The organism is Mesorhizobium sp. B4-1-4 (assembly GCF_006439395.2).
GTDB lineage: Bacteria > Pseudomonadota > Alphaproteobacteria > Rhizobiales > Rhizobiaceae > Mesorhizobium.
In genome coordinates, this window is sequence record NZ_CP083950.1 from 5,492,725 (window position 1) to 5,512,813 (window position 20,089).

Consider the following 20,089-nt stretch of genomic DNA (forward strand, 5'->3'; position numbering starts at 1 on the left):
GTCTACGTCTGGCAGGCGTCAAAGCTCTTCTTCAACCGTTCGGCGTCGAGCTCGCGGCCGATGAACACCAGCCGGCTCTCATGCTTTTCGCCGTCCTTCCAGGCGCGCTGGTGGTCGCCCTCGATAATCATGTGCACGCCCTGGATGACGTAACGCTCATCATCCCCCTTGAGCGCGATGATGCCCTTCAGGCGCAGGATGTTCGGACCTTCCATCTGGGTGATCTTCTCGATCCAGGGGAAGAACTTCTTCGGGTCCATCTCGCCGCCGCGCAGCGACACCGACTTCACCGTCACGTCGTGGATATCGGAAGGATGCGAATGGTCATGATCATGATGATGATGGTGGTCATGCCCGTCGTGATCATGGTCGTGGTCGTGATGGTCGTGGTCATGATGATCGTGATCGTCGCGCGCTTCGAGGAAATGCGGGTCGTTTTCCAGCGCCCTGGACAAGTCGAACGCGCCGCGGTCGAGAACCTCCGACAGAGCAACGCCGGCGCGCGTCGTGCGATGGATCCTTGCCGCCGGATTGATGGCGCGGATCGTCGCCTCGACCTTGGCGAGTTCTTCGGGGGTGACGAGGTCGGTCTTGTTGAGCACGACGACGTCGGCGAAGGCGATCTGGTCCTCGGCTTCCTTGGAATCCTGGAGCCTGAGCGGCAGATGCTTGGCGTCGACCAGCGCCACGACGGCGTCCAGCTTGGTCTTGGAGCGCACGTCATCGTCCATGAAGAAGGTCTGCGCCACTGGCACCGGATCGGCGAGGCCGGTGGTCTCGACCACGATGGCGTCGAAGCGGCCGGGCCGGCGCATCAGGCCTTCGACGACGCGGATCAGGTCGCCGCGCACCGTGCAGCAGACGCAGCCATTGTTCATCTCGTAGATCTCCTCGTCAGATTCCACGATCAGGTCGTTGTCGATGCCGATCTCGCCGAATTCATTGACGATGACCGCGTAACGTCTGCCGTGGTTCTCCGACAGGATGCGGTTGAGCAGTGTCGTCTTGCCGGCGCCGAGATAGCCGGTGAGAACGGTTACGGGAATCTGCGTCTGTGCGTCGCTCATGGCTTGCCTCGAATGACTGGGCCCTGGAAATCCAGGCCGAATAAAGGGATTGTCGGTTCCATATAGGATGTGTGCCGGGCTTTTGCACGGGGCAAACCAATGGGCCAAAGCGGCCGGCCGGGATTGTCGTGTGGTGAGGTGGCGGAAAGTGTCGCCGCTTCTGCGATTGGACGGCAAAGAAGGCATCTTGGCAGGAGTCGCCGATCGTCGCAGCGGCCGCCGTCCTCGTCGTCGTGGATACGAGGCTCCGGAAACTCGTTTGTCATCTAACTGAAATAAACATCTGGCATTAGCCACGGCGGACACCACAATGCTTGCCGGCAAAGCTGTTTGGGGCGCCGGAATCTTTTTCGATCGTCGATTGCCAACCGGCCGGCTGCGTCTATGCTACGCGCACCGGTACGGCCGAAGAGGGATGACCATGGCCAAGGCGGACAAGACTGCAACAATGAGCCGGCTGCACTCGGCGGCAAGGCTGGCAAGAACGGCACTTGCGGCGCGGCTTTTGGCGCATGGCTTCTATGCCGGCCAGGATCAGATCATGCTCGCGCTCGACCGCGAGGACGGCCAGACGCCGGGCAATCTCGCCGGTCGCCTTGGCGTGCGCCCGCCCACCATCACCAAGACCATTAATCGGCTGCAGGCCCAGGGCTTTCTGGAAAAGCGTGCCTCCGAGTCCGATGCCCGCCAGGCGCATATCTTCCTCACCGATACCGGCCGCGAAACCATTCGCGCCATCGAGAAGTCGGTGAAGAAGACCGAAAAGCAGGCGCTGAAGGGCCTCGACAAGAAGGACCAGAAGTCGCTGTTCAAGCTGCTTGCCCGCATCGAGGCCAATCTCTCCAACACGGAATTGGTCTTGATCGACGACGACGCCGAGTCGGACGACTGATCGCCTGATTGCAACGGTCAGGCAGCTGCCGGACCTTCCCGGATCAGCGAGGACCAGCGCCCCGGCGTCATGCCGAACGCCTTCTTGAATTGCCTGTTGAAGTGGCTCTGGTCGGTGAAGCCCGCTTCGACCGCGATCTGCGCCAGGGGCTCGCCGGCGGCGATCATCCGCCGCGCGCGCTGAAGCCGGCGCATCACCAGGAAACGATGCGGGCTGGTCGAGAAGGCGGTGCGGAAATGCCTCGATAGGGCATAGCGGTCGAGCCCGGTGACAGCTTCCAGTTCGCCGGAGGTCACGGGGCGAGTGGCGTTCTCCCTGAGATAGTCGCGCGCCAGCGCTGCAGCCCGCCACGCCGTTCTGGCCATCGGCTTAGCCGGCTGGCCGGCATGGCGCGACAGGCTGTGCATCAGCTGTGCAAGGAAATCGTCAACGAACAACTCGTCGAGTTCCTGCTGCAACGGCCCCAGCGCCGAAAGCAGCGTCGCGCAGAAGGCATCGTCCCTCACCACGGCATCCCTGACGAAGGGCAGGGATGGCCCGCCAAGGCAATCAAGCATCAGCGACGGTTCCAGATAGAGCATCCTGTAGCGCAACCCGTCCTCGGTGCCGGCGCCGCCATCATGCAATTCGTCGGGATGCAGCACGATGATCTGGCCGGGCAGGCTTATCCGCACCGCACCGCGATAGCGAAAGGTCTGCACACCCTGCAGCGTCACCCCGATCGCGTAAGTGTCGTGACGGTGCGGATCGAAGGCGCTGCCGTGAAACCGCGCCTCGATCCGCTCCATGCCGACAGGGTCGGGAGCGGAGATGATGCAGTTTTCGGCCGCGCCGGCGCACAAACGTCCAAGACCCTCGAAGGCTTGGCGGTCTAATTCGAACGACATCGTCTCCTTCAGCCTCGCAATCGGGGCCTAATTCTCGAATGGTCCATTTTCTCATGTTCGATACGAAATTTGCAATCGTCCTGCGGGAAGACTTGCCGGTCTGGCAGAAACTCAACGTCACCGCCTTCCTGACCAGCGGCGTCGTCGCGCAGTTTCCAGACATTATCGGCGAGCCCTATCGCGACCGCGCCGGCAATCTGTACAACCCGCTGTCGATCCAGCCGGTTATCGTGCTGTCGGCCGATCAGGCGACGCTGGCCACGATCCACCGGCGCGCGCTGGAGCGCGGCGTGATGACCTCGCTCTATGTCGAGGAGATGTTCTCGACCGGCTTCGACGCTGCCAACCGCGCCGTCTTCGCCGAATTCGCGCCCGAGGACGCCAAGGTGGTGGGCATTGCATTGCGCGCCGAGAAGAAGATCGCCGACAAGATCACCAAGGGCGCCCGCATGCACGCCTGATATCTCCGCGGCGATGGGCTAAGCCTGCCGGCGGACTGTTGTTGTGCCAGCCTTCATTGGGAGGCGCGGCAACCGACAAATGGCTTGCCGGCAAGCGACAATTCCCGCAAAGGTGGGCTCCAGCCCCAGCTTCCCCCGGCCTGCAAGTGAGTGCTCCCCAAAGATATGTCGAAAGCGCGACACCGCCCGTGGCGATCCTGTGCATGCTTGCGACCTACGTCTTCTTCACCTTCCTCGACACCAGCAGCAAATATCTCGTCCTGGCCGGTGTTTCCGCGCTGATCGTCGCCTGGGTGCGCTTTGCCGTGCATGTGGTGCTTGTCGGCGCGCTGCTGCGCGGCTGGCGCGAGCCGGTGCGGTTTCGCCCGGTCAATCTGCCGGCGCATGTGCTGCGCGGTGTGTTCCTGTTCGGCTCGACCATGTGCAACATCCTGGCCCTGCGCTCCCTGCAACTGGCCGAGACGACGTCGATCTATTTCTTCGGGCCGATGGTGATCACCGCACTTGCCGGTCCGCTGCTCGGCGAATGGGCCGGCTGGCGGCGCTGGCTGGCCATTCTGGCGGCCTTCGCCGGGGTTCTGATCATCACCCGGCCCGGTGTCGGCGTTTTCGGCATCGGGCATCTCTTCGCGCTCGGCTCGATGCTGTCCAACAGCTTCTACGTCATCATGACGCGCCGCATGTCGGCCACCGAAACGCCGGAAAGCCTGATCCTGTTCTCGGCGCTGGCGCCGGCGGTGCTGCTTTTGCCGATGCTGCCCTTTTCATTCTCGCTGCCGCATGATGGCTGGCACTGGTTCGTGCTGCTCATGCTCGGCGTTTTCGGCGGCGTCGGGCACTGGCTGCTGGTCCAGGCCTATCGGCTGGCGACGACCACGGCACTGGCGCCCTATCCCTATTCGCAGATGGTATGGATGATCCTCTCCGGCTGGATCGTCTTTAGCCAATTCCCCGACCGCTGGACACTGGTCGGCGCCGCCATCATCGTCGCCAGCGGCCTCTACATCGTCCACCGCGAGCACCGGCTCCGGCTGCAGAGCCGAGCGGTCTCCGATGTCGAAGCCGAAGCGCTGGCAAAAAAACTTTGATTTGCCCCCAATCGATGGCATAAGGCCGCCTTTAAACTGTTTAATGCATGTTACCCAAAAGTGGGAACCGGTTCCGGGACAACCACATGCATAGGGACTAAAGCCGGTCGGGGAGCACAGGTCACTGGCACAGAAGATCAAGCTGTCGACGATCGCGGATGCGCTCGGCGTGTCCACCGCCACAGTGTCACTGGCGCTGCGCGACAGCCCGCTGGTTGCCGGCAGCACGCGCGATCGCATCAAGGAACATGCGCGCGCCATCGGCTACATCTACAACCGCCGCGCCGCCAGCCTTCGCACCTCGCGCTCGGGCATTGTCGGCGTCGTCGTCCACGACATCATGAACCCGTTCTTCGCCGAGATCCTGCGCTCGATCGAAAGCGAACTCGACCGCAGCCGGCAGACCTTCATCCTGTCCAACCACTACGACCAGCTCGAGAAGCAGCGCACCTTCATCGACACGCTGCTGCAGCTCGGCGCCGACGGCGTCATCATGTCGCCGGCCATCGGCACGCCAGCTTCCGACATCCTGATGGCCGAGGAGAACGGCCTGCCGGCAGTGCTGATCGCCCGCACGGTCGAGGGCGCCGACGTGCCGGTGTTTCGCGGCGACGATGCTTACGGCACCGGCCTTGCCACCAACCATTTGATCTCGCTCGGGCACAAGCGCATTGCCATGATCGGCGGCACCGACCAGACCTCGACCGGCCGCGACCGCTACCAGGGCTATGTCAACGCCATGGAGGCGGCGGGGCTCGAAGTCAGGCCGTCCTGGCGCATCGCCGGGCCGCGCACCAAGCAGGCCGGCTTCGAAGCCGCCGGGCAATTCCTGGCGCTGAAGGACAAGCCGACCGCCGCCTGCTGCTGGAACGACCTTGTCGCCATCGGCCTGATGAACGGCATTGCGCGTGCCGGCCTCGTGCCAGGCATCGACATCTCCGTCACCGGTTATGACGATCTCGAGGAAGCTGCGATCGCCACACCGGCACTGACCACCGTCTGGAACGGCCAGCGCGAGGTCGGCCGCCGTGCCGCCAGCGCGCTGCTCGACAAGCTCAACGGGCAGACGGTGCGGCCCTCGCAGGAATTGATCAAGCCGGAGCTGCATGTGCGTCAGTCGACCGGCAAGCCGGTGGAGCGTGCATGACCAAGGCTGAACAGCTCGATACCATTGCCGTTCTGGTGCCGGCGGATTTCAGCGGCCATGCGGCAGAGCGTATCGACCGCACGTTCAGGCGCGTCGGGATCGAGCGCACCGATCCGGCGCTGGTCACCGAGGAGATGCGCCGCACGGTGCGTGGCATAGCCTCCTTTGCCGGCATCGGCGCGGCGATGATGGACGCATTGCCCAATCTCGAAATCATCGCCTCCTTCGGTGTCGGCTACGATTCGGTCGATGTCAGCCATGCGGCGGCGAAGGACATCATGGTCACCAACACGCCCGACGTCTTGACCGAAGAGGTTGCGGACACGGCGATCGGGCTGCTCATCAACACGGTCCGCGACCTGCCGCGCGCCGAGACCTGGCTGCGTGACGGCAGTTGGGTGCGCAAGGGCAACTATCCGCTGAGCCGGCTGACCTTGCGTGGTCGCAGCGTTGGTATTTTCGGCATGGGCCGTATCGGGCAAGCCATTGCCCGGCGGCTGGAAGCGTTCGGCCTGCCGATCGCCTATCACAACCGGCGTCGTGTCGAAGGTCTTGCCTACCAGTATCATCCGACACTGAAGGGCCTTGCCGAAGCGGTCGACACGCTGATTTCGGTCGCACCCGGCGGAATTTCGACGCAGAAGGCGGTCAATGCCGAGGTCCTGTCGGCGCTCGGCGCCAACGGTGTCTTCGTCAACATCGGCCGCGGCAGCACGGTCGACGAGACGGCCCTTGCGGCGGCTCTTGCCGACGGCACCATCGCCGCCGCCGGGCTCGATGTCTTCGCCGACGAACCTAACGTGCCCAAGGCGCTGCTCGACGCGCCGAATACCTCGCTGCTGCCGCATGTCGGCTCCGCCTCGGAGCATACGCGCCGCGCGATGGCGGATCTGTGCGTCGATAATCTGGTGTCCTGGTTCAGCGACCGCCGGCCGCTGACACCGGTGCCCGAGACCGCGCATGTGAAGGCTCGCAGCTGAGCGGCCAAGCCACCATATTATTAACGCCAGCCTAACCCTTTGAAATCATTTTTTATCCAGAAGTTCGCAGGGTGAAGAAAGAATGAAAGTGCTTTCCGCACTGATCCTTTGCTGTCGCTGGCGGGCGATCGGAAGACTGAAGACTGATTATTCCGCAGCGGCCCGTGCACCGGCTTTTGCTGTGGCGTGCAGGCGCACCGCATCGCCGAAAGCGCGGAAGATCTTGGCCGAGATGCTGTCCGATTTGACCCAATATTCCGGGTGCCACTGGACACCGACCGCGAAGGCGCGGGCATCCCTGACCGAAACCGCCTCGACCGTGCCGTCGGCGGCGACGGCTTCGAGCTGCAGTTTCGGGCCGAGCCGGTCGACGGCCTGGCGGTGCACCGAATTGACCATGATCTCGCCCTCCCCGAACACGCCGGCCAGGCAGCTTCCGGACTTGATCGTCACCCTCTGGCGGATGCCGAAGCGCTCGTCCTGATTGTCGCTCACCGGTGCGCGGTGGTCGAGCGAACCCTCGCGCTCCTGGATCTCGGTCGCCAGCGTGCCGCCCAGCGCCACATTCATCTCCTGGATGCCACGGCAGATGGCAAGCAGCGGCACGCCACGCTCGATCGCCCTGCGGATCAGCGGCAGCGTGGTGGCGTCGCGGGCCGGGTCGTAGGGGCCGTTGGCTTCACTGGGGTCGCCGCCGTAGAGCGAGGGGTGGACGTTGGATTTCGAGCCGGTCAGCATGACGCCGTCGACCGACGACAGAAGTTCGTCGAAGTCGAGCCTGTCGCCGAATGATGGCACCAGCAGCGGGAAGACGCCCGCCCCCGTGATCGCCGCCTCCAGGTATTGCTGCGGGGCGGCATGCCAGGTGTAGTTGTCGAACTGGCGGACGTCGGTCGATATGGCGACGAGCGGCTGATGCATTTTGGGTCTGTTTTCCATCTGGCAAGGGATGTCCTGCCCTCAAAATAGGCGATCCCCTGGCTTTTTTCCATGCCAAGTTTCAGCGTGTCGGATAGGCCAGCAGGCAGCCCGTTAGACTATAGTGGCAAGGTCGCGCGCCTGCGCTGTCAAATCCCTCCGCCATGCTGGACTCGACTTCTTGCCCGTGTATTGTCTCGTCCCGACCGATCCGGATACGAAGCTTGTCCTCGGCATCGGTCTGTTGATCCAAAAGGGAGGACTTCATGGATCGTCGTTCGTTCATTCGCAAGGCCGGCGTGACCGGTGTCGGCGCCGCCGCGGCGGCGGCAACTCTGGCGGCACCGGCTATAGCCCAGTCCAATCCCAAGGTGACGTGGCGGCTTGCGTCGTCGTTCCCGAAGTCGCTCGACACCATCTATGGCGGCGCCGAAGTGTTTTCCAAGATGCTGTCGGAAGCCACCGATGGCAATTTCCAGATCCAGGTCTTCGCCGCCGGCGAACTCGTGCCCGGCTTGCAGGCCGCTGACGCCACCACGGCCGGCACGGTCGAGGCCTGCCACACGGTGGCATATTATTACTGGGGCAAGGATCCGACCTGGGCGCTGGGCGCGGCGGTTCCCTTCTCGCTCAATGCGCGCGGCATGAATGCCTGGCACTACCATGGCGGCGGCATCGACCTGTTCAACGAATTTCTCGCCACGCAAGGTCTGTTCGGCCTGCCGGGCGGCAACACCGGCGTGCAGATGGGCGGCTGGTTCCGCAAGGAGATCAACACCGTCGCCGACCTGTCCGGCCTTAAGATGCGCATCGGCGGCTTTGCCGGCAAGGTGGTGCAGAAACTCGGCGTCGTGCCGCAGCAGATCGCCGGCGGCGATATCTACCCGGCACTGGAAAAAGGCACCATCGACGCCGCCGAATGGGTTGGTCCCTATGACGACGAGAAGCTCGGTTTCTACAAGGTCGCGCCCTACTACTATTACCCCGGCTGGTGGGAAGGCGGCCCGACTGTCCACCTGCTGTTCAACAAGGCGAAATACGAAGAACTTTCGCCGACTTACAAATCGCTGCTGCGCACCGCCGCGCAGGCCGCCGACGCCAACATGCTGCAGAAATACGATTATGTGAATCCGCCGGCGGTGAAGCGGCTGGTCGCTGGCGGCGCGAAGCTGCGTCCGTTCAGTCAGGACATCATGTCCGCCTGTTTCGAGAAGGCGAACGAGGTCTATGCCGAAATGGAGGCCTCGAACGCGCCGTTCAAGAAGATCTGGGAATCGATCAAGGGCTTCCGCAAGGAGCACTATCTCTGGGCCCAGGTGGCGGAATACAATTACGACACGTTCATGATGGTGCAGCAACGCAACGGCAAGCTGTAGGTCGCGACCAGCCCCTTCTCCCCGTCACTATACGGGGCTAGCGTGCGCACACATTTGATTTGGCGGTGGTCAGTATGGGTTTGCAAGGACGAAGCCCTCAACAATGGCGTGGAAGCGTTTGAGGCCGTTGCTGAAGGTGACCGGGCCCGGCGGGCGCTCCTTTGGATAGCCGTTCCAGCCGCCGAGCCGGGCAATGCACCAGGCCGCCCAAGCGAGCGTGTGTGGCGGATGCGGGTTCTTCTGCGTTTGGGTCTTGCCTTCCAGCCTGGCGACCAGCGCGTCCAGAACGGCGATCTCGGCGGGATTGAAGAGGCGTGTGGCCCTGAGGGTCTGGCCGGCCGCGTCGCGCCCGTGCACGAGTTGCATAACCCTGGTGGCCACGATCAGCGCGGTTGCAGCCAGACGTTCGAGTGCATCGCCATCGGCGATGAGGCTTTCCTCCAGATCGATGGCCTGCGACTTCAAGGTCCGGAACAACTGCTCGATGGTCCAGCGCGACCGGTAGAGATCGACGATGGCGATGGCATCGGCGAGTGTCTTGACGGTGTGGGTTGTCAACAGCCGCCAGATCACCGCGTCCTTGGGCGAAGGCGGATCGATCTCGCGCACTTCCACGATATTGAGCCTGACCGCGCGCGGATCGCGGCGGTCGGCCCCAAGGCGCGGCTGGCGCAAGGTGACCTCGGCGAAGCGAACGGCCAGGTGCACCTTGCGTCCCGGCCGGCCGGGACGCGCCTGCAGATCGAAGGCGATGCGGCCGGCTTCCGGCGTCTTGGCTATCTCGCCGAACAAGCGGCCGCCCTCTTCCCCCAGCGCCCGATCGCGCACAGCGCGCATGAGCACATGCGTGCGCTCGTCAGGCAGCCTTGCCAGCACCTCGTAGATGTCGGCCTCGCGGTCGCCGATCACGGTGAGGAGCGGCGTGTCGGTCAGCGCCTGGCGGGCCGCCGTGGCGGTGGCGATCCATTTGTAGCTTTCCTTGGCTTCGATCGGCAGGGCCTGGTAGTCGTCCGCCTTCTGCCCCCGGCGCCGCCAGATCGTGGCCGCCGCAAGGCCCAGCACCGACCCGTCGCCGGCATCCACGGCCAGAGCCGGGTGTACGAACAGCCCGATATCCTTGCCGTTGCCGACACATCCGAGGCCGCGCTTGCGCGAGGCCTTGGCCTGATAGTTGATCTCGCTGCTGTCCTCGATGATCAGCACATGACGGCCGGCCGCCGCCTTGGCCGTTTGCGCCGCCGCCGTGCGCACGATCTCCTGCACCGTCACGTTGGGATTGCCAAACAGCCGCGTGAACGCAACCTGTTCCGCGCGTGTATCGGCCAGCCGACGCATGCCCGCGCTGATGCGCATGCACATGCGCTCCAGCACCATGCTCCCCTTTTTTGCAAGCGCAGGTCGCCGAAGTATCCAAGCAGCGGTGCCATCGTCGAAATCTCCCGAATCAACAATGGCAGCTACAGAATCACACACGATTCCAACCCTTCAAGCCCCATCTGCCGCCCGGCCAATACGTCCCTTGACACCCCTCCGAAGCAGATGTGTGCGCACGCTAGCTATACGGGGAGAAGGTCCCGGCACGGGAATGAGGGGCGGCGCAACGTAGGGCAAAGGGCGAATTCCTACGTGCAGCGCCTCGTCGTCGAACGATCAGCGCCTCACCCTCGATAAGGCACCACCAGCACCTTCACTTCGCCCGGCGCGGGCGGATTGGCAATCACCGCCGGGGCCTCTTCAAGGGTGACCTGCCTGGAGATCAACTGGTCGATCTCGATCGTGCCAGACGCGATAAGCTCGGCGGCGCGGCCGTGGGTGTAGGGATTGAGGAAGGAGCCCAGGACCTTCAATTCGCGAAACAGCAGGTCGAAGGGTTCGAAGGCCACCTTCATGCCTTGCGGCACCACGCCGACGATAACCACCGTGCCGCCGGCTCTCGCGACCCGCATCGACTGCTCCACGGTGTCGCGCACCCCGGCGCATTCGAACACCACGTCGGCGCCGCCCGGCATCAGCCCCGTCGGCCCGGCAATGGCATCGATGACATCGGCGGCGGCGGGATCGACCGTCGCCGTTGCGCCGAGCCTCTCGGCAAGCGCGCGCCGCGAGGCCTGCCTTGTCGACAGGATGATCGTCGTGGCGCCTGCCAGCCGCGCCAGTTGCACGGTGAGCAGGCCGATCACGCCGCCGCCGAGCACGACCACCGAACTGCCCGGCTTGATCTCGGCAAGGTCGACGCCATGCAGGCAGCAGCCAAGCGGCTCGCAGAACGCGCCATGTGTCGGCGGCAAACCGGCGGGCAGGACAAAGGCCTGTTTCTGCGGCAGCACGACATAGTCGGCGAAACCGCCGTCGCGGTGGATACCGATGGCGTTGAGATTGCGGCAGAGATTGACCCGGCCGGCATGGCAATGCGGGCATCGACCGCAGGCGATGTTGGGATCGCCGGTGACGCGGTCGCCGACGGCGAAACCGGAGACGGCAGGGCCGATCGCCTCGATGATGCCCGAAAATTCATGCCCGGGCGTTACAGGCGGTCGGCAGGGAAATTCGCCATGAAACAGATGCCTGTCGGTGCCGCAGACGCCGCAGGCCTCGATCCGCACCAGAAGCTCGTCCGGTCCCGGAACGGGCTTGGCGATCTCGCGCAGCGAGATGCTGCCAACCGCCTCCAGCCGAACCGCTTTCATGGCGTCTCCCCCATCAGTTGAAGCTCGGTGGCTGCGAAAGGTCCGGCGCCGGAGCGGCCGGCTTGGCTGGCGGCGTGTCACCGAAACTCGGCGGTTGTGACAAGTCGGGTGCCGCGGGCGTGGCCGGCGCCGTACCGCCATTGGCTGGCGCCGTGCCGCCCGCCGGCGGCGAGCCGAGTGGCGACAGGCCGGGCGCTTCAGGTACCTTGTAGTCGATCACGCCCGGATCGACCGCCGAGCCCTTGTAGCGCATCACCATTTGCGGGAAGGCAATGGTCAGTCCGATCATGATCACCTGGATGCAGACGAACGGCACGGCTCCCCAATAGATCTGTCCGGTCGTCACCGGCGCGATCTGCTTGCCCGTGAGACGGTCGAGATAGGGCACGCGCGCTGCCACCGAGCGCAGGTAGAACAGCGCGAAGCCGAACGGCGGATGCATGAAACTGGTCTGCATGTTGACGCCCAGAAGCACGCCGAACCAGATCAGATCGATGCCGAGCTTGTCGGCTGCCGGCGCCAGCAGCGGCACGATGATGAAGGCCAGTTCGAAGAAATCGAGGAAGAAGGCGAGGAAGAAGACCAGGATGTTGACGCCGATCAGAAAGCCGACTTCGCCGCCCGGCAGCGAGGTCAGCAGATGTTCGACCCAGATCTGGCCGTTAACACCGTAGAAGGTGAGCGAGAACACGCGCGCCCCGATCAGGATGAACAGCACGAAGGATGACAGCCGGGTCGTCGAGGCAAGCGCTTGCTTGATCACGTCCAGCGACAGCCGGCCCTTGGCCGCTGCCATTGCCAGCGCTCCGACCGCGCCCATGGCGCCGCCCTCCGTCGGCGTGGCGATGCCGAGGAAGATGGTGCCGAGCACCAGGAAGATCAGGGCAAGCGGCGGAATGAGCACAATGACGACCTGCTGCGCCAGCCGCGACATCATGCCGATCTTCATGCTGCGATCGAGGACCGCGACGACGTAGATGAAGATGACGCCGATGGCCGCGCCGAGGATGTCCGCGTTGTCGCCATGCGCGGGTACCAGATAGCGGTAGGCCGCGTAGGCGATCGCCACGGCTGCCATCAGCGCGACCGCCAGCGACACCACACCATGGCCGAGTGTCCGTGCCTCGAGCGGCAGGGCCGGCATCGACTTTGGCCGGATGATCGACATGACCAGGATGTAGCTGGTGTAGAGGCCCGTCAGCACGAGGCCTGGGATCAGCGCGCCGGCATACATGTCGCCGACCGAGCGGCCGAGCTGGTCGGCGAGCACGATCAGCACCAGCGATGGCGGGATGATCTGGGCAAGCGTGCCCGATGCCGCGATGACACCGGATGCTACCCGGCGGTCGTACCCATAGCGCAGCATGATCGGCAGCGAGATCAGCCCCATGGCGATGACGGATGCCGCCACCACGCCGGTGGTCGCGGCCAGCAACGCACCGACGAAGATCACGGCGTAGGCGAGGCCGCCCCGGATCGGTCCGAACAGCTGGCCGATCGTGTCGAGCAGGTCCTCGGCCATGCCGGATCGTTCGAGCACGATGCCCATGAAGGTGAAGAACGGGATGGCCAGCAGCGTGTCGTTCGACATCACCCGGCTGCCGTAGAAATTGTCCGGAAGCGCATAGAGCAGCGGCCAGGCGAGGTTGATCGCACCGCCCGAATAGGGCGTCAAAAGCACGCCGATGAAGAAGAACAGCAGGCCATTTGCGGCGAGCGAAAAGGCAACGGGATAGCCGACCAGCATGAACAGGATCAGCGAGGCGAACATGATCGGGGCCATGTTCTGGGCGATGAACTCCATCACGAGCGCACCTCGCCAAGCGCCTTGGTCTCTTCCACGAGCGCCTTGGCTTCGAGTTCCGCCTGTTCATGCGCCGATATGAAGGGATTGGGATCCTCCATGGCCCCGCGCATGATGGCGATCTTCTTGATGATCTCGGAAACGCCCTGCAGCGCCAGTAGGAAGAAGCCGGCAAGCAGGATCGCTTTCGCCGGCCAGACGATCAGCCCGCCGGCATTGGTCGACATTTCGCCGCTGTGGAACGACAGAGATACGTAAGGCACGAAATAGAACACCATCAGCGTCACGAACGGCATCAGGAAGAAGACGTGGCCAAAGAGGTCGATCCAGTGCTGTACGCGCCGCGGGAACAGGCCGTAGACGATGTCGATGCGGATATGCTCGTTCTGCTTCAGCGTATAGGCGGCGGCCAGCATGAAGGCGGCGCCGAACAGGTACCATTGCAGCTCCAGCCAGGCGTTGGACGAGGTGTCGAACACCTTGCGGATGACGGCATTGGCGGCGCTGACCAGGATCGCCAGCAGGATCAGCCATGAAATCCACCGGCCGATGAACTCGTTGATACGGTCGATCGTCCTGGATAGAGCAAGAAGCCCTGCCATGCCTTCCTCCCTGATGGTGGTGACGCGCGATTCCCCTTCGTCGCGCCCCCTGGACCAACGGTATGCAGTGCGTGGTCCGGTTGGTCAACACGAGGAGCGAGGATGCGCCATGTCGATCCATACGGCATGGTGGAAAACCGTAGCCTGACGGACCGTCATGCAACCAAAGTCTGATGGGATCAGACGGCCTTGCCGGCGTCCCGGCCGGCGCCGACCAGGATCAGCATGGTCACCAGGAACAGGTACATCCAGGGATCGCGCCATTCGACCGGGAAATAGCCAGCCCATAGCGATTCGGCCATGCCGAAGACGGCTGCGCCGAGCGCGGCCCGTGGCGGCGACAGATAACCGCCGACCGCTGTCACAAAGAGGATTTTCAGGCCATAGACGAGGCCGGAGCCAAAGCCGACATTGCCATAGTAGAGACTGGCCATGACACCGGCCAGCGCGGCGCAGAAACCGCCAAACAGGACGGCGCGCCGGAATACGCCGCGCACGTCGATGCCGCACATGGCGGCAGCCCTTGGATCGTCGGAGACAGCGCGCCAGGATCGTCCGAAGCTGGAGCGGGCAAACGCCCAGGTGGCGAGTGCGACCGCCGCCAGGACCGCCGCGCAGTCGAGCGTCTGGATCAGCGTCAGCGTCGCTTTGAAGCCGGAGCCTTCGGCGAAAACGATGGGCTGGGCCAACAATGGCGGCAGCCACAGATCATGCGTGTCGGCTGCGATGCGGCTCGCTTCAGACAGGACGAGCAGGATACCGAGCGTGGTCACCACGATGGCATTGGGCGAGCGGTCGGCCAACGGTTCGAAGACGCTCCGCGACAGCACATGGCTGATGAGCGCGGCATAGAGGAACGCGGCGAGGATGCCGAGCAGCACCGACGCCAACACCGTCAGCCATAGCACCTGGTAGCCGAAGGCGACGGTCAGGATCATGGCCTGGCCACAGAAGGCGAACAGCGCGCCATAGGCGAGGTTGGTGCGGTGCAGGATGCCGTTGGTCAGCACGTAGCCGAAGGCCAGCAATGCATAGAGCGCGCCTGAATGCAGCCCGTTCAGCACCTGCTGGAAGAAATAGAGCATGCAAAACCCTCAAAGCATGTCGCCCAAAAGTGCGAAGCGGTTTTTGGGACAACGACATGCTTAACGACAGGCGCATGTCGCCCAAAAGTGCGAAGCGGTTTTGGACGACGTGCTCAAGACAAAAACGACGATACCATGCGCGCCGGAGAGGTTTGCATCGCTGAATCTAACTTGTCAAATGCGATTTATCGGTTAGATTTTTGGACTATGACAGTTGCCTGGACTCCACACCGCTTCACGGGCGGCCTGCTCGCGCTCGACACGGCGAACACCGTCGTGCTGCGTGGCGATCCGCGGCGCACCTTCGATCGCTTCGAAGATCCCGCCGAAATCACGCGCTTTGCCGACGCGGCCAGCGGCTTTCGCGCCGCCGAGCTTGGCGGCAGGCGGCTGGCGGTGTCCTCGCCGGTCGCAGTCGCGCCCGTCGTGCTGTCGATCCGCGAGGCGACCGACCGGCTGTTTCGCGGCGCGGTGTCGAAGGGCGCGGTCGCTACGGCCGACCTGCCCGAATTCCTGCAGGCCTGTGCCGAGGGGCTGGCCGGCAGCCACACCGAGATCGGTGTGCCGGGAAGGCCCTTCGGGAATCCCGCGACGCCGATCGCCTTCGAGGCGGCGCTGGCGGTTTCAGCGCTTTCGCTGCTGCGTGACGACACGGTCGCGAGGCTCAGGATTTGTCCCAACTGCACCTGGCTGTTCGTCGACAGAAGCCGCAATTCCAGCCGCCTCTGGTGCGACATGGCGGTGTGCGGCAACCGCCAGAAGGCAAGTCGTCACTATCGCCGCCGCCGCATGGCGGCCAGTGAGGTCAAGGATGCCTAGAGGATTCTCACGTGTGATCGGTGCCGGCGCCATGCTGATTGCCGCCGTTGCGCTCGGCGCCTGTCGCGACACCGGCGGCGAGGGTAAGCTGTTCGAGGTTTCCGGCAAGATATTCGTCTTCAACTACCGTCTCGCCAGGGCCACCTATGTGGTGACGCTGCGGCCCCTGCAGCCGATGGGCGAGGGGCAGGTGGCGGTTGCCAGCTTCCAGAATCCCGCCGGCGGCGCGCCTTTCGTGGTCGAGCAGAAGGTCTGGCCGAAGCTCGACAAGGTCAGCCTGGAGAGCCCGGCGCTGACCTGCATCGTCAAGAACAAGCCCTATGCCATCGCCATCACCATCAGGAGTGCCGACGGGACGGTCCTGCAGAAGATCGACACCACGCTGATGTCGACGGAAGACCAGTCGATCCTGCCCGACCGGCCGCTGGTCATCGACCAGCTCTATACGGCCAATCCCGACCTTGCCGGCCATCCCGACGGCAAACTGCCGGGTGAGCCGAAGCCGGATTGCTCGAAAGCCGGCTGATATCCTCTGACGACATCGATTTTATCTGAAATTTTCGTGCGCCGTGGCCTTGCCAGGGCGGGGTTTCGTGCGCGGCCCAGCGCCTGGCGGACCGTTTGTTGCGCGTTGCCTGGCCTCTTCGATTTTGTTTGACCTGCCTTGCAAGGGGAGAAAGGATGCGTCATCCGATCCCGACGTTGGCTGCTGCCCCGCGCGGCCTTCGCAGAGGAAATGCCTGATGACGCTGCATGATGTCGCGCTCGACGACAAGTTCGACCTCGGGAAGGAGCGCATCTTCCTGTCCGGCGCGCAGGCGGTCATCCGCTTGCTCCTGATGCAGCGTGAGCGCGACCGCCGCGCTGGTCTCAACACCGCCGGTTTCGTTTCCGGCTATCGCGGTTCGCCGCTCGGCGGCCTCGACATGCAGCTGTGGAAGGCGAAGAAGCAACTTGCCGGGGCCGATATCGTCTTCCAGCCCGGCCTCAACGAAGAGCTTGCCGCCACCGCGTGCTGGGGATCGCAGCAGACGGAATTGCTGGGCGAGGGCACCCATGATGGTGTCTTTTCGGTCTGGTACGGCAAGGGGCCGGGCGTCGATCGTTCAGGCGACGTGTTCCGCCACGCCAATCTCGCTGGTTCGTCGAAGCATGGCGGCGTGCTCGCGCTCATGGGCGACGACCATATGGCCGAATCCTCGACCAATGCGCATGCCACCGAATTCCTGTTCGTCGACGCCATGGTGCCGATCCTCAATCCGGCTGGGGTCCAGGAGATCATCGATTACGGCCTCTATGGCTTTGCCATGTCGCGTTTCGCCGGCACCTGGGCGGCGATCAAATGCGTCAAGGACAACATCGAATCGACGGCCTCTGTCGATGCTTCGCTCGAGCGGTTGAACATCGTCGTGCCGGAGTTCGACATGCCGCCGGGCGGCCTCAACATCCGCCACGAAATCGACATGCTCGGCCAGGAGGAGCGGCTGCACGAATACAAGCGCGCAGCCGCCTCCGCCTTCATCCATGCCAACGGGTTGAACCGCATCGTCTATTCGGGTGGCCGCAACCCGAAGCTCGGCATCATCACGCTGGGCAAGAGCTATCTCGATGTCCGCCAGGCGCTGGAGGATATCGGAATCGACGAGGCGGCCGCCAACCGCATCGGCGTGCGGCTGTTCAAGGTCGGCTGCCCCTGGCCGCTGGACCTGCATCATATTGCGGAGTTTGCACGCGGCCTCGACACCATCATCGTCGTCGAGGAGAAGCGCTCGCTGATCGAGGTGCAACTTCGCGAAGGCCTCTACGGCACCGCCTCGCAGCCGGTTATCGTCGGCAAGAAAGACGAGCGCGGCGACTGGCTGTTCCCGGCCAAGGGCGCGCTCGACCCCAACGAGATCGCGATTGCCCTTGGCGAGAGGATCGTCAAAACCATCGGTGCGTCTGAAGAGATCTCGGCGCGGGTGGCGAAGCTGCGACAGTTCCAGGCGATGCTGGCGGACGCCAGCGATATCGGTTCGCGCACGCCCTTCTTCTGTTCCGGCTGTCCGCACAATTCCTCGACCAAGGTGCCGGACGGCTCGATCGCCGCCGCCGGCATCGGCTGCCATTTCATGGCGCTGTGGATGGACCGCAACACCCTGGGCTTCACGGCCATGGGCGGAGAGGGCGCGCAATGGGTCGGTCAGGCACCGTTCTCCAAGCGTGACCACATCTTCCAGAACCTCGGCGACGGCACCTACAACCATTCCGGTACGCTGGCGATCCGCTTTGCACTGTCGAGCGAAGCCAACATCACCTACAAGATCCTCTATAACGACGCTGTCGCCATGACCGGCGGCCAGCCGCATGAGGGCGGCCTGACGGTGGACATGATCGCCAGGCAGGTACGGGCCGAAGGCGTCGACCGCATCGCCATCGTCACCGACGAGCCCGACAAATATGGCGGCAAGGCCGAATTCCCGGCTGGTGCCACAATTCACCACCGCGACGACCTCGATCTCGTCCAGCGCGAGCTGCGCGACGTCAAGGGCGTTTCGATCCTGCTCTACGACCAGACCTGTGCCGCCGAAAAACGCCGCCGCCGCAAGCGCGGCACCTTTCCTGATCCTGACAAGCGCGTCTTCATCAACGAGCTGGTCTGCGAGGGCTGCGGCGATTGCGGCGTGCAGTCGAACTGCGTCTCCATCCAGCCGGTCGAGACCGAATTCGGCCGCAAGCGCAAGATCGACCAGTCGAGCTGCAACAAGGATTTCTCTTGCGTCAACGGCTTCTGCCCGTCCTTCGTCACCGTGCACGGCGCCAAGATCCGCAAGGCTGAAGGATTGGCCGGCAAGACCGATCCGCTCGACGGCGTGCCCATGCCCGCCGAATTCCCGCTGGGCGCGGAGGGCTGGGCGGCGATCATCGACGGTGTCGGCGGCACCGGCGTCGTCACCGTGGGTGCCGTGCTCGGCATGGCCGCCCATCTCGAGGACAAGGGCTGCGGCATGATCGACATGGCCGGCCTCGCCCAGAAGGGTGGCTCGGTGTTCACCCATGTCCGCATCGCCCGCACGCCGGACGACATCCATGCCATCCGCGTCTCCGCCGGCAAGGCCGATCTCGTGCTTGGCTGCGACCTCGTCGTGTCGGGCGCCAAGAAAGTGCTGACCGCTGTCCGCGAGGGACATACGATCTTCCTCGCCAACACCGCCGAGATCATGCCTGGCGAGTTTGCCCGGTCGGCCGATTTCTCCTTGCCTGTCGAACGGCTGAAGAAGGCGATCCGTGCCGCCGCCGGCGACGAGAAGGCGCATTTCTTCGACGCCACCCGCACCGCCACCACCCTATTCGGCAATTCGCTCGGCGCCAACATGTTCATGCTTGGCTTTGCCTTTCAGCATGGCGGCCTGCCGTTGTCGGCGGAAGCCATTGAAAAGGCTATCGAATTGAACGGCGAAGCGGTGGCGATGAACATCGCCGCCTTCCGCTGGGGCCGCCGCGCCGCACACCAGCCGGATTTTGTGCGCGGTCTCATCACCAAGCCCGGCAAGGTGACGCAGGCAGCTGCGATTGCCGAGACGCTGGACGAGATCATTGCCCGCCGTGTCACCTTCCTGACCGGGTATCAGAACGCCGCCTACGGCAAGCGTTATGCCGACAGGATTTCGGCACTGCGGGCGGCCGAAACGAAGGCCATACCGGGTTCGACCGTTGTGACCGCGGCGGCCGCCAAAAGTCTGTTCAAGCTGATGGCGATCAAGGACGAATACGAGGTGGCGCGGCTCTATACCGACGGCTCCTTCGCCGCCGAGCTTGGAAAGCAGTTCCAGAGCTACGAGAAACTCGAATTCCATCTCGCGCCACCCATCATGGGACGGCGCGGCAATGACGGCAAACCGAGGAAATCGAGCTTCGGCCCGTGGATGATGAAGGGTTTTCGCCTGCTTGCGGCGATGAAGGGGCTGCGTGGCACCGCTTTCGACCCGTTCGGGTACACCGGCGAACGGCGCATGGAACGGCAATTGCTGGCTCAATATGAGGCCGACCTGGAATTGGTCGCCAGGTCGCTGGCGCCGGGCAAGGCCGAGGCGGCGGTCGCCCTCGTTTCGGTCCCCGCGCTCATCCGTGGCTACGGCCATGTCCGGCAAGCCAGTGCCGAAAGGGCCGCAGGCGAGCGTCAAAGGCTGCTCGAACGCTTGGCGGCGGCGCCGGCAAGGCCCGAGCTTCAGGCCGCCGAATGATCCAAAAAGCGCCTAAAATCAGGCGTTTCAGCCCAGGCTAAAGGTTTTTTAAT

Annotated in this window: 17 protein-coding genes; 9 read left to right on the forward strand and 8 right to left on the reverse strand. The window is 63.9% G+C overall.

Annotation, left to right across the window (positions count from 1 at the left end):
• Positions 1–2: 2 nt before the first annotated feature.
• Positions 3–1,067, reverse strand: coding sequence for a CobW family GTP-binding protein (locus FJW03_RS26460; protein WP_140767156.1), 1,065 nt, complete (start codon positions 1,065–1,067; stop codon positions 3–5).
• A 421-nt stretch (positions 1,068–1,488) separates the two neighbouring features.
• Between FJW03_RS26460 and FJW03_RS26465 the strand changes: the two genes are divergently transcribed.
• Entirely contained in the window at positions 1,489–1,959 is a 471-nt protein-coding gene (locus FJW03_RS26465; protein WP_140606740.1) for a MarR family winged helix-turn-helix transcriptional regulator, read from the forward strand.
• A 17-nt stretch (positions 1,960–1,976) separates the two neighbouring features.
• Here FJW03_RS26465 and FJW03_RS26470 read toward each other — a convergent pair whose 3' ends face one another.
• A complete protein-coding gene (locus FJW03_RS26470; protein ID WP_140767155.1) occupies positions 1,977–2,846 on the reverse strand; it encodes an AraC family transcriptional regulator in 870 nt (289 codons plus the stop codon).
• Between the two features lie 53 nt (positions 2,847–2,899).
• Between FJW03_RS26470 and FJW03_RS26475 the strand changes: the two genes are divergently transcribed.
• The 4 genes from FJW03_RS26475 to FJW03_RS26490 all read left to right on the forward strand — a co-directional run bounded on the left by FJW03_RS26475 (position 2,900) and on the right by FJW03_RS26490 (position 6,522).
• The gene (locus FJW03_RS26475) at positions 2,900–3,307 is read left to right on the forward strand and encodes a DUF2000 family protein (protein ID WP_140767154.1); all 408 of its coding nucleotides are present in this window, start codon (positions 2,900–2,902) and stop codon (positions 3,305–3,307) included.
• A gap of 203 nt (positions 3,308–3,510) precedes the next feature.
• Positions 3,511–4,395, forward strand: a complete 885-nt coding sequence (locus tag FJW03_RS26480) for a DMT family transporter (RefSeq protein ID WP_181168761.1) — start codon at positions 3,511–3,513, stop codon at positions 4,393–4,395.
• 124 nt (positions 4,396–4,519) lie between these two features.
• Complete coding sequence (locus FJW03_RS26485; protein WP_140606744.1) at positions 4,520–5,542, forward strand: LacI family DNA-binding transcriptional regulator; 1,023 nt, start codon at positions 4,520–4,522, stop codon at positions 5,540–5,542.
• On the forward strand, positions 5,539–6,522 hold the full coding sequence (locus tag FJW03_RS26490) for a 2-hydroxyacid dehydrogenase (RefSeq protein WP_140767152.1): 984 nt from the start codon (positions 5,539–5,541) through the stop codon (positions 6,520–6,522). The genes FJW03_RS26485 and FJW03_RS26490 overlap by 4 nt, the downstream gene beginning before the upstream one ends.
• 147 nt (positions 6,523–6,669) lie before the next feature.
• On the opposite strand, the gene FJW03_RS26495 is transcribed toward FJW03_RS26490, so the two are convergent.
• Positions 6,670–7,443, reverse strand: a complete 774-nt coding sequence (locus tag FJW03_RS26495) for a gamma-glutamyl-gamma-aminobutyrate hydrolase family protein (RefSeq protein ID WP_140767151.1) — start codon at positions 7,441–7,443, stop codon at positions 6,670–6,672.
• Between the two features lie 263 nt (positions 7,444–7,706).
• Here FJW03_RS26495 and FJW03_RS26500 point away from each other — a divergent pair, with 263 nt between their 5' ends.
• Positions 7,707–8,816: a TRAP transporter substrate-binding protein gene (locus FJW03_RS26500; protein WP_140767150.1), complete on the forward strand. Its 1,110-nt coding sequence runs from the start codon at positions 7,707–7,709 to the stop codon at positions 8,814–8,816.
• Between the two features lie 69 nt (positions 8,817–8,885).
• Here FJW03_RS26500 and FJW03_RS26505 read toward each other — a convergent pair whose 3' ends face one another.
• From FJW03_RS26505 to FJW03_RS26525, 5 genes are all read right to left on the reverse strand, one after another.
• The gene (locus FJW03_RS26505; RefSeq protein WP_181168954.1) at positions 8,886–10,169 is read right to left on the reverse strand and encodes an IS4 family transposase; all 1,284 of its coding nucleotides are present in this window, start codon (positions 10,167–10,169) and stop codon (positions 8,886–8,888) included.
• Positions 10,170–10,474: 305 nt separating this feature from the next.
• The gene (locus FJW03_RS26510; RefSeq protein ID WP_140764969.1) at positions 10,475–11,503 is read right to left on the reverse strand and encodes a zinc-dependent alcohol dehydrogenase family protein; all 1,029 of its coding nucleotides are present in this window, start codon (positions 11,501–11,503) and stop codon (positions 10,475–10,477) included.
• Positions 11,504–11,516: 13 nt separating this feature from the next.
• On the reverse strand, positions 11,517–13,310 hold the full coding sequence (locus FJW03_RS26515) for a TRAP transporter large permease (protein WP_181165461.1): 1,794 nt from the start codon (positions 13,308–13,310) through the stop codon (positions 11,517–11,519).
• Complete coding sequence (locus FJW03_RS26520; protein WP_140606751.1) at positions 13,307–13,909, reverse strand: TRAP transporter small permease subunit; 603 nt, start codon at positions 13,907–13,909, stop codon at positions 13,307–13,309. The genes FJW03_RS26515 and FJW03_RS26520 overlap by 4 nt, the downstream gene beginning before the upstream one ends.
• A 179-nt stretch (positions 13,910–14,088) precedes the next feature.
• A complete protein-coding gene (locus tag FJW03_RS26525; RefSeq protein ID WP_140764966.1) occupies positions 14,089–14,994 on the reverse strand; it encodes a branched-chain amino acid ABC transporter permease in 906 nt (301 codons plus the stop codon).
• 207 nt (positions 14,995–15,201) lie between these two features.
• On the opposite strand from FJW03_RS26525, the gene FJW03_RS26530 reads away from it, so the two are divergent.
• From FJW03_RS26530 to FJW03_RS26540, 3 genes are all read left to right on the forward strand, one after another.
• On the forward strand, positions 15,202–15,813 hold the full coding sequence (locus FJW03_RS26530) for a CGNR zinc finger domain-containing protein (protein ID WP_140764963.1): 612 nt from the start codon (positions 15,202–15,204) through the stop codon (positions 15,811–15,813).
• Positions 15,806–16,339 (forward strand): hypothetical protein, encoded by a 534-nt coding sequence (locus FJW03_RS26535; RefSeq protein WP_140764961.1) that lies wholly within the window; start codon positions 15,806–15,808, stop codon positions 16,337–16,339. The genes FJW03_RS26530 and FJW03_RS26535 overlap by 8 nt, the downstream gene beginning before the upstream one ends.
• A gap of 217 nt (positions 16,340–16,556) precedes the next feature.
• Positions 16,557–20,036 carry an indolepyruvate ferredoxin oxidoreductase family protein gene (locus FJW03_RS26540; RefSeq protein ID WP_140764958.1) on the forward strand — a complete coding sequence of 1,160 codons (3,480 nt, stop codon included), beginning with the start codon at positions 16,557–16,559 and terminating at the stop codon, positions 20,034–20,036.
• The last annotated feature ends 53 nt before the right edge of the window (positions 20,037–20,089 follow it).

What these genes read in the sequence shown, in the direction of transcription:
- FJW03_RS26500 (WP_140767150.1), top strand. Translation starts at nt 7,707, where the DNA reads ATGGATCGTCGTTCGTTCATTCGCAAGGCCGGCGTGACCGGTGTCGGC.
- FJW03_RS26540 (WP_140764958.1), top strand. Translation starts at nt 16,557, where the DNA reads ATGACGCTGCATGATGTCGCGCTCGACGACAAGTTCGACCTCGGGAAG.
- FJW03_RS26465 (WP_140606740.1), top strand. Translation starts at nt 1,489, where the DNA reads ATGGCCAAGGCGGACAAGACTGCAACAATGAGCCGGCTGCACTCGGCG.
- FJW03_RS26490 (WP_140767152.1), top strand. Translation starts at nt 5,539, where the DNA reads ATGACCAAGGCTGAACAGCTCGATACCATTGCCGTTCTGGTGCCGGCG.
- FJW03_RS26475 (WP_140767154.1), top strand. Translation starts at nt 2,900, where the DNA reads ATGTTCGATACGAAATTTGCAATCGTCCTGCGGGAAGACTTGCCGGTC.
- FJW03_RS26535 (WP_140764961.1), top strand. Translation starts at nt 15,806, where the DNA reads ATGCCTAGAGGATTCTCACGTGTGATCGGTGCCGGCGCCATGCTGATT.
- FJW03_RS26495 (WP_140767151.1), bottom strand. Translation starts at nt 7,443, where the DNA reads ATGCATCAGCCGCTCGTCGCCATATCGACCGACGTCCGCCAGTTCGAC.
- FJW03_RS26510 (WP_140764969.1), bottom strand. Translation starts at nt 11,503, where the DNA reads ATGAAAGCGGTTCGGCTGGAGGCGGTTGGCAGCATCTCGCTGCGCGAG.
- FJW03_RS26480 (WP_181168761.1), top strand. Translation starts at nt 3,511, where the DNA reads ATGCTTGCGACCTACGTCTTCTTCACCTTCCTCGACACCAGCAGCAAA.
- FJW03_RS26520 (WP_140606751.1), bottom strand. Translation starts at nt 13,909, where the DNA reads ATGGCAGGGCTTCTTGCTCTATCCAGGACGATCGACCGTATCAACGAG.
- FJW03_RS26505 (WP_181168954.1), bottom strand. Translation starts at nt 10,169, where the DNA reads ATGCGCATCAGCGCGGGCATGCGTCGGCTGGCCGATACACGCGCGGAA.
- FJW03_RS26460 (WP_140767156.1), bottom strand. Translation starts at nt 1,067, where the DNA reads ATGAGCGACGCACAGACGCAGATTCCCGTAACCGTTCTCACCGGCTAT.
- FJW03_RS26525 (WP_140764966.1), bottom strand. Translation starts at nt 14,994, where the DNA reads ATGCTCTATTTCTTCCAGCAGGTGCTGAACGGGCTGCATTCAGGCGCG.
- FJW03_RS26470 (WP_140767155.1), bottom strand. Translation starts at nt 2,846, where the DNA reads ATGTCGTTCGAATTAGACCGCCAAGCCTTCGAGGGTCTTGGACGTTTG.
- FJW03_RS26530 (WP_140764963.1), top strand. Translation starts at nt 15,202, where the DNA reads ATGACAGTTGCCTGGACTCCACACCGCTTCACGGGCGGCCTGCTCGCG.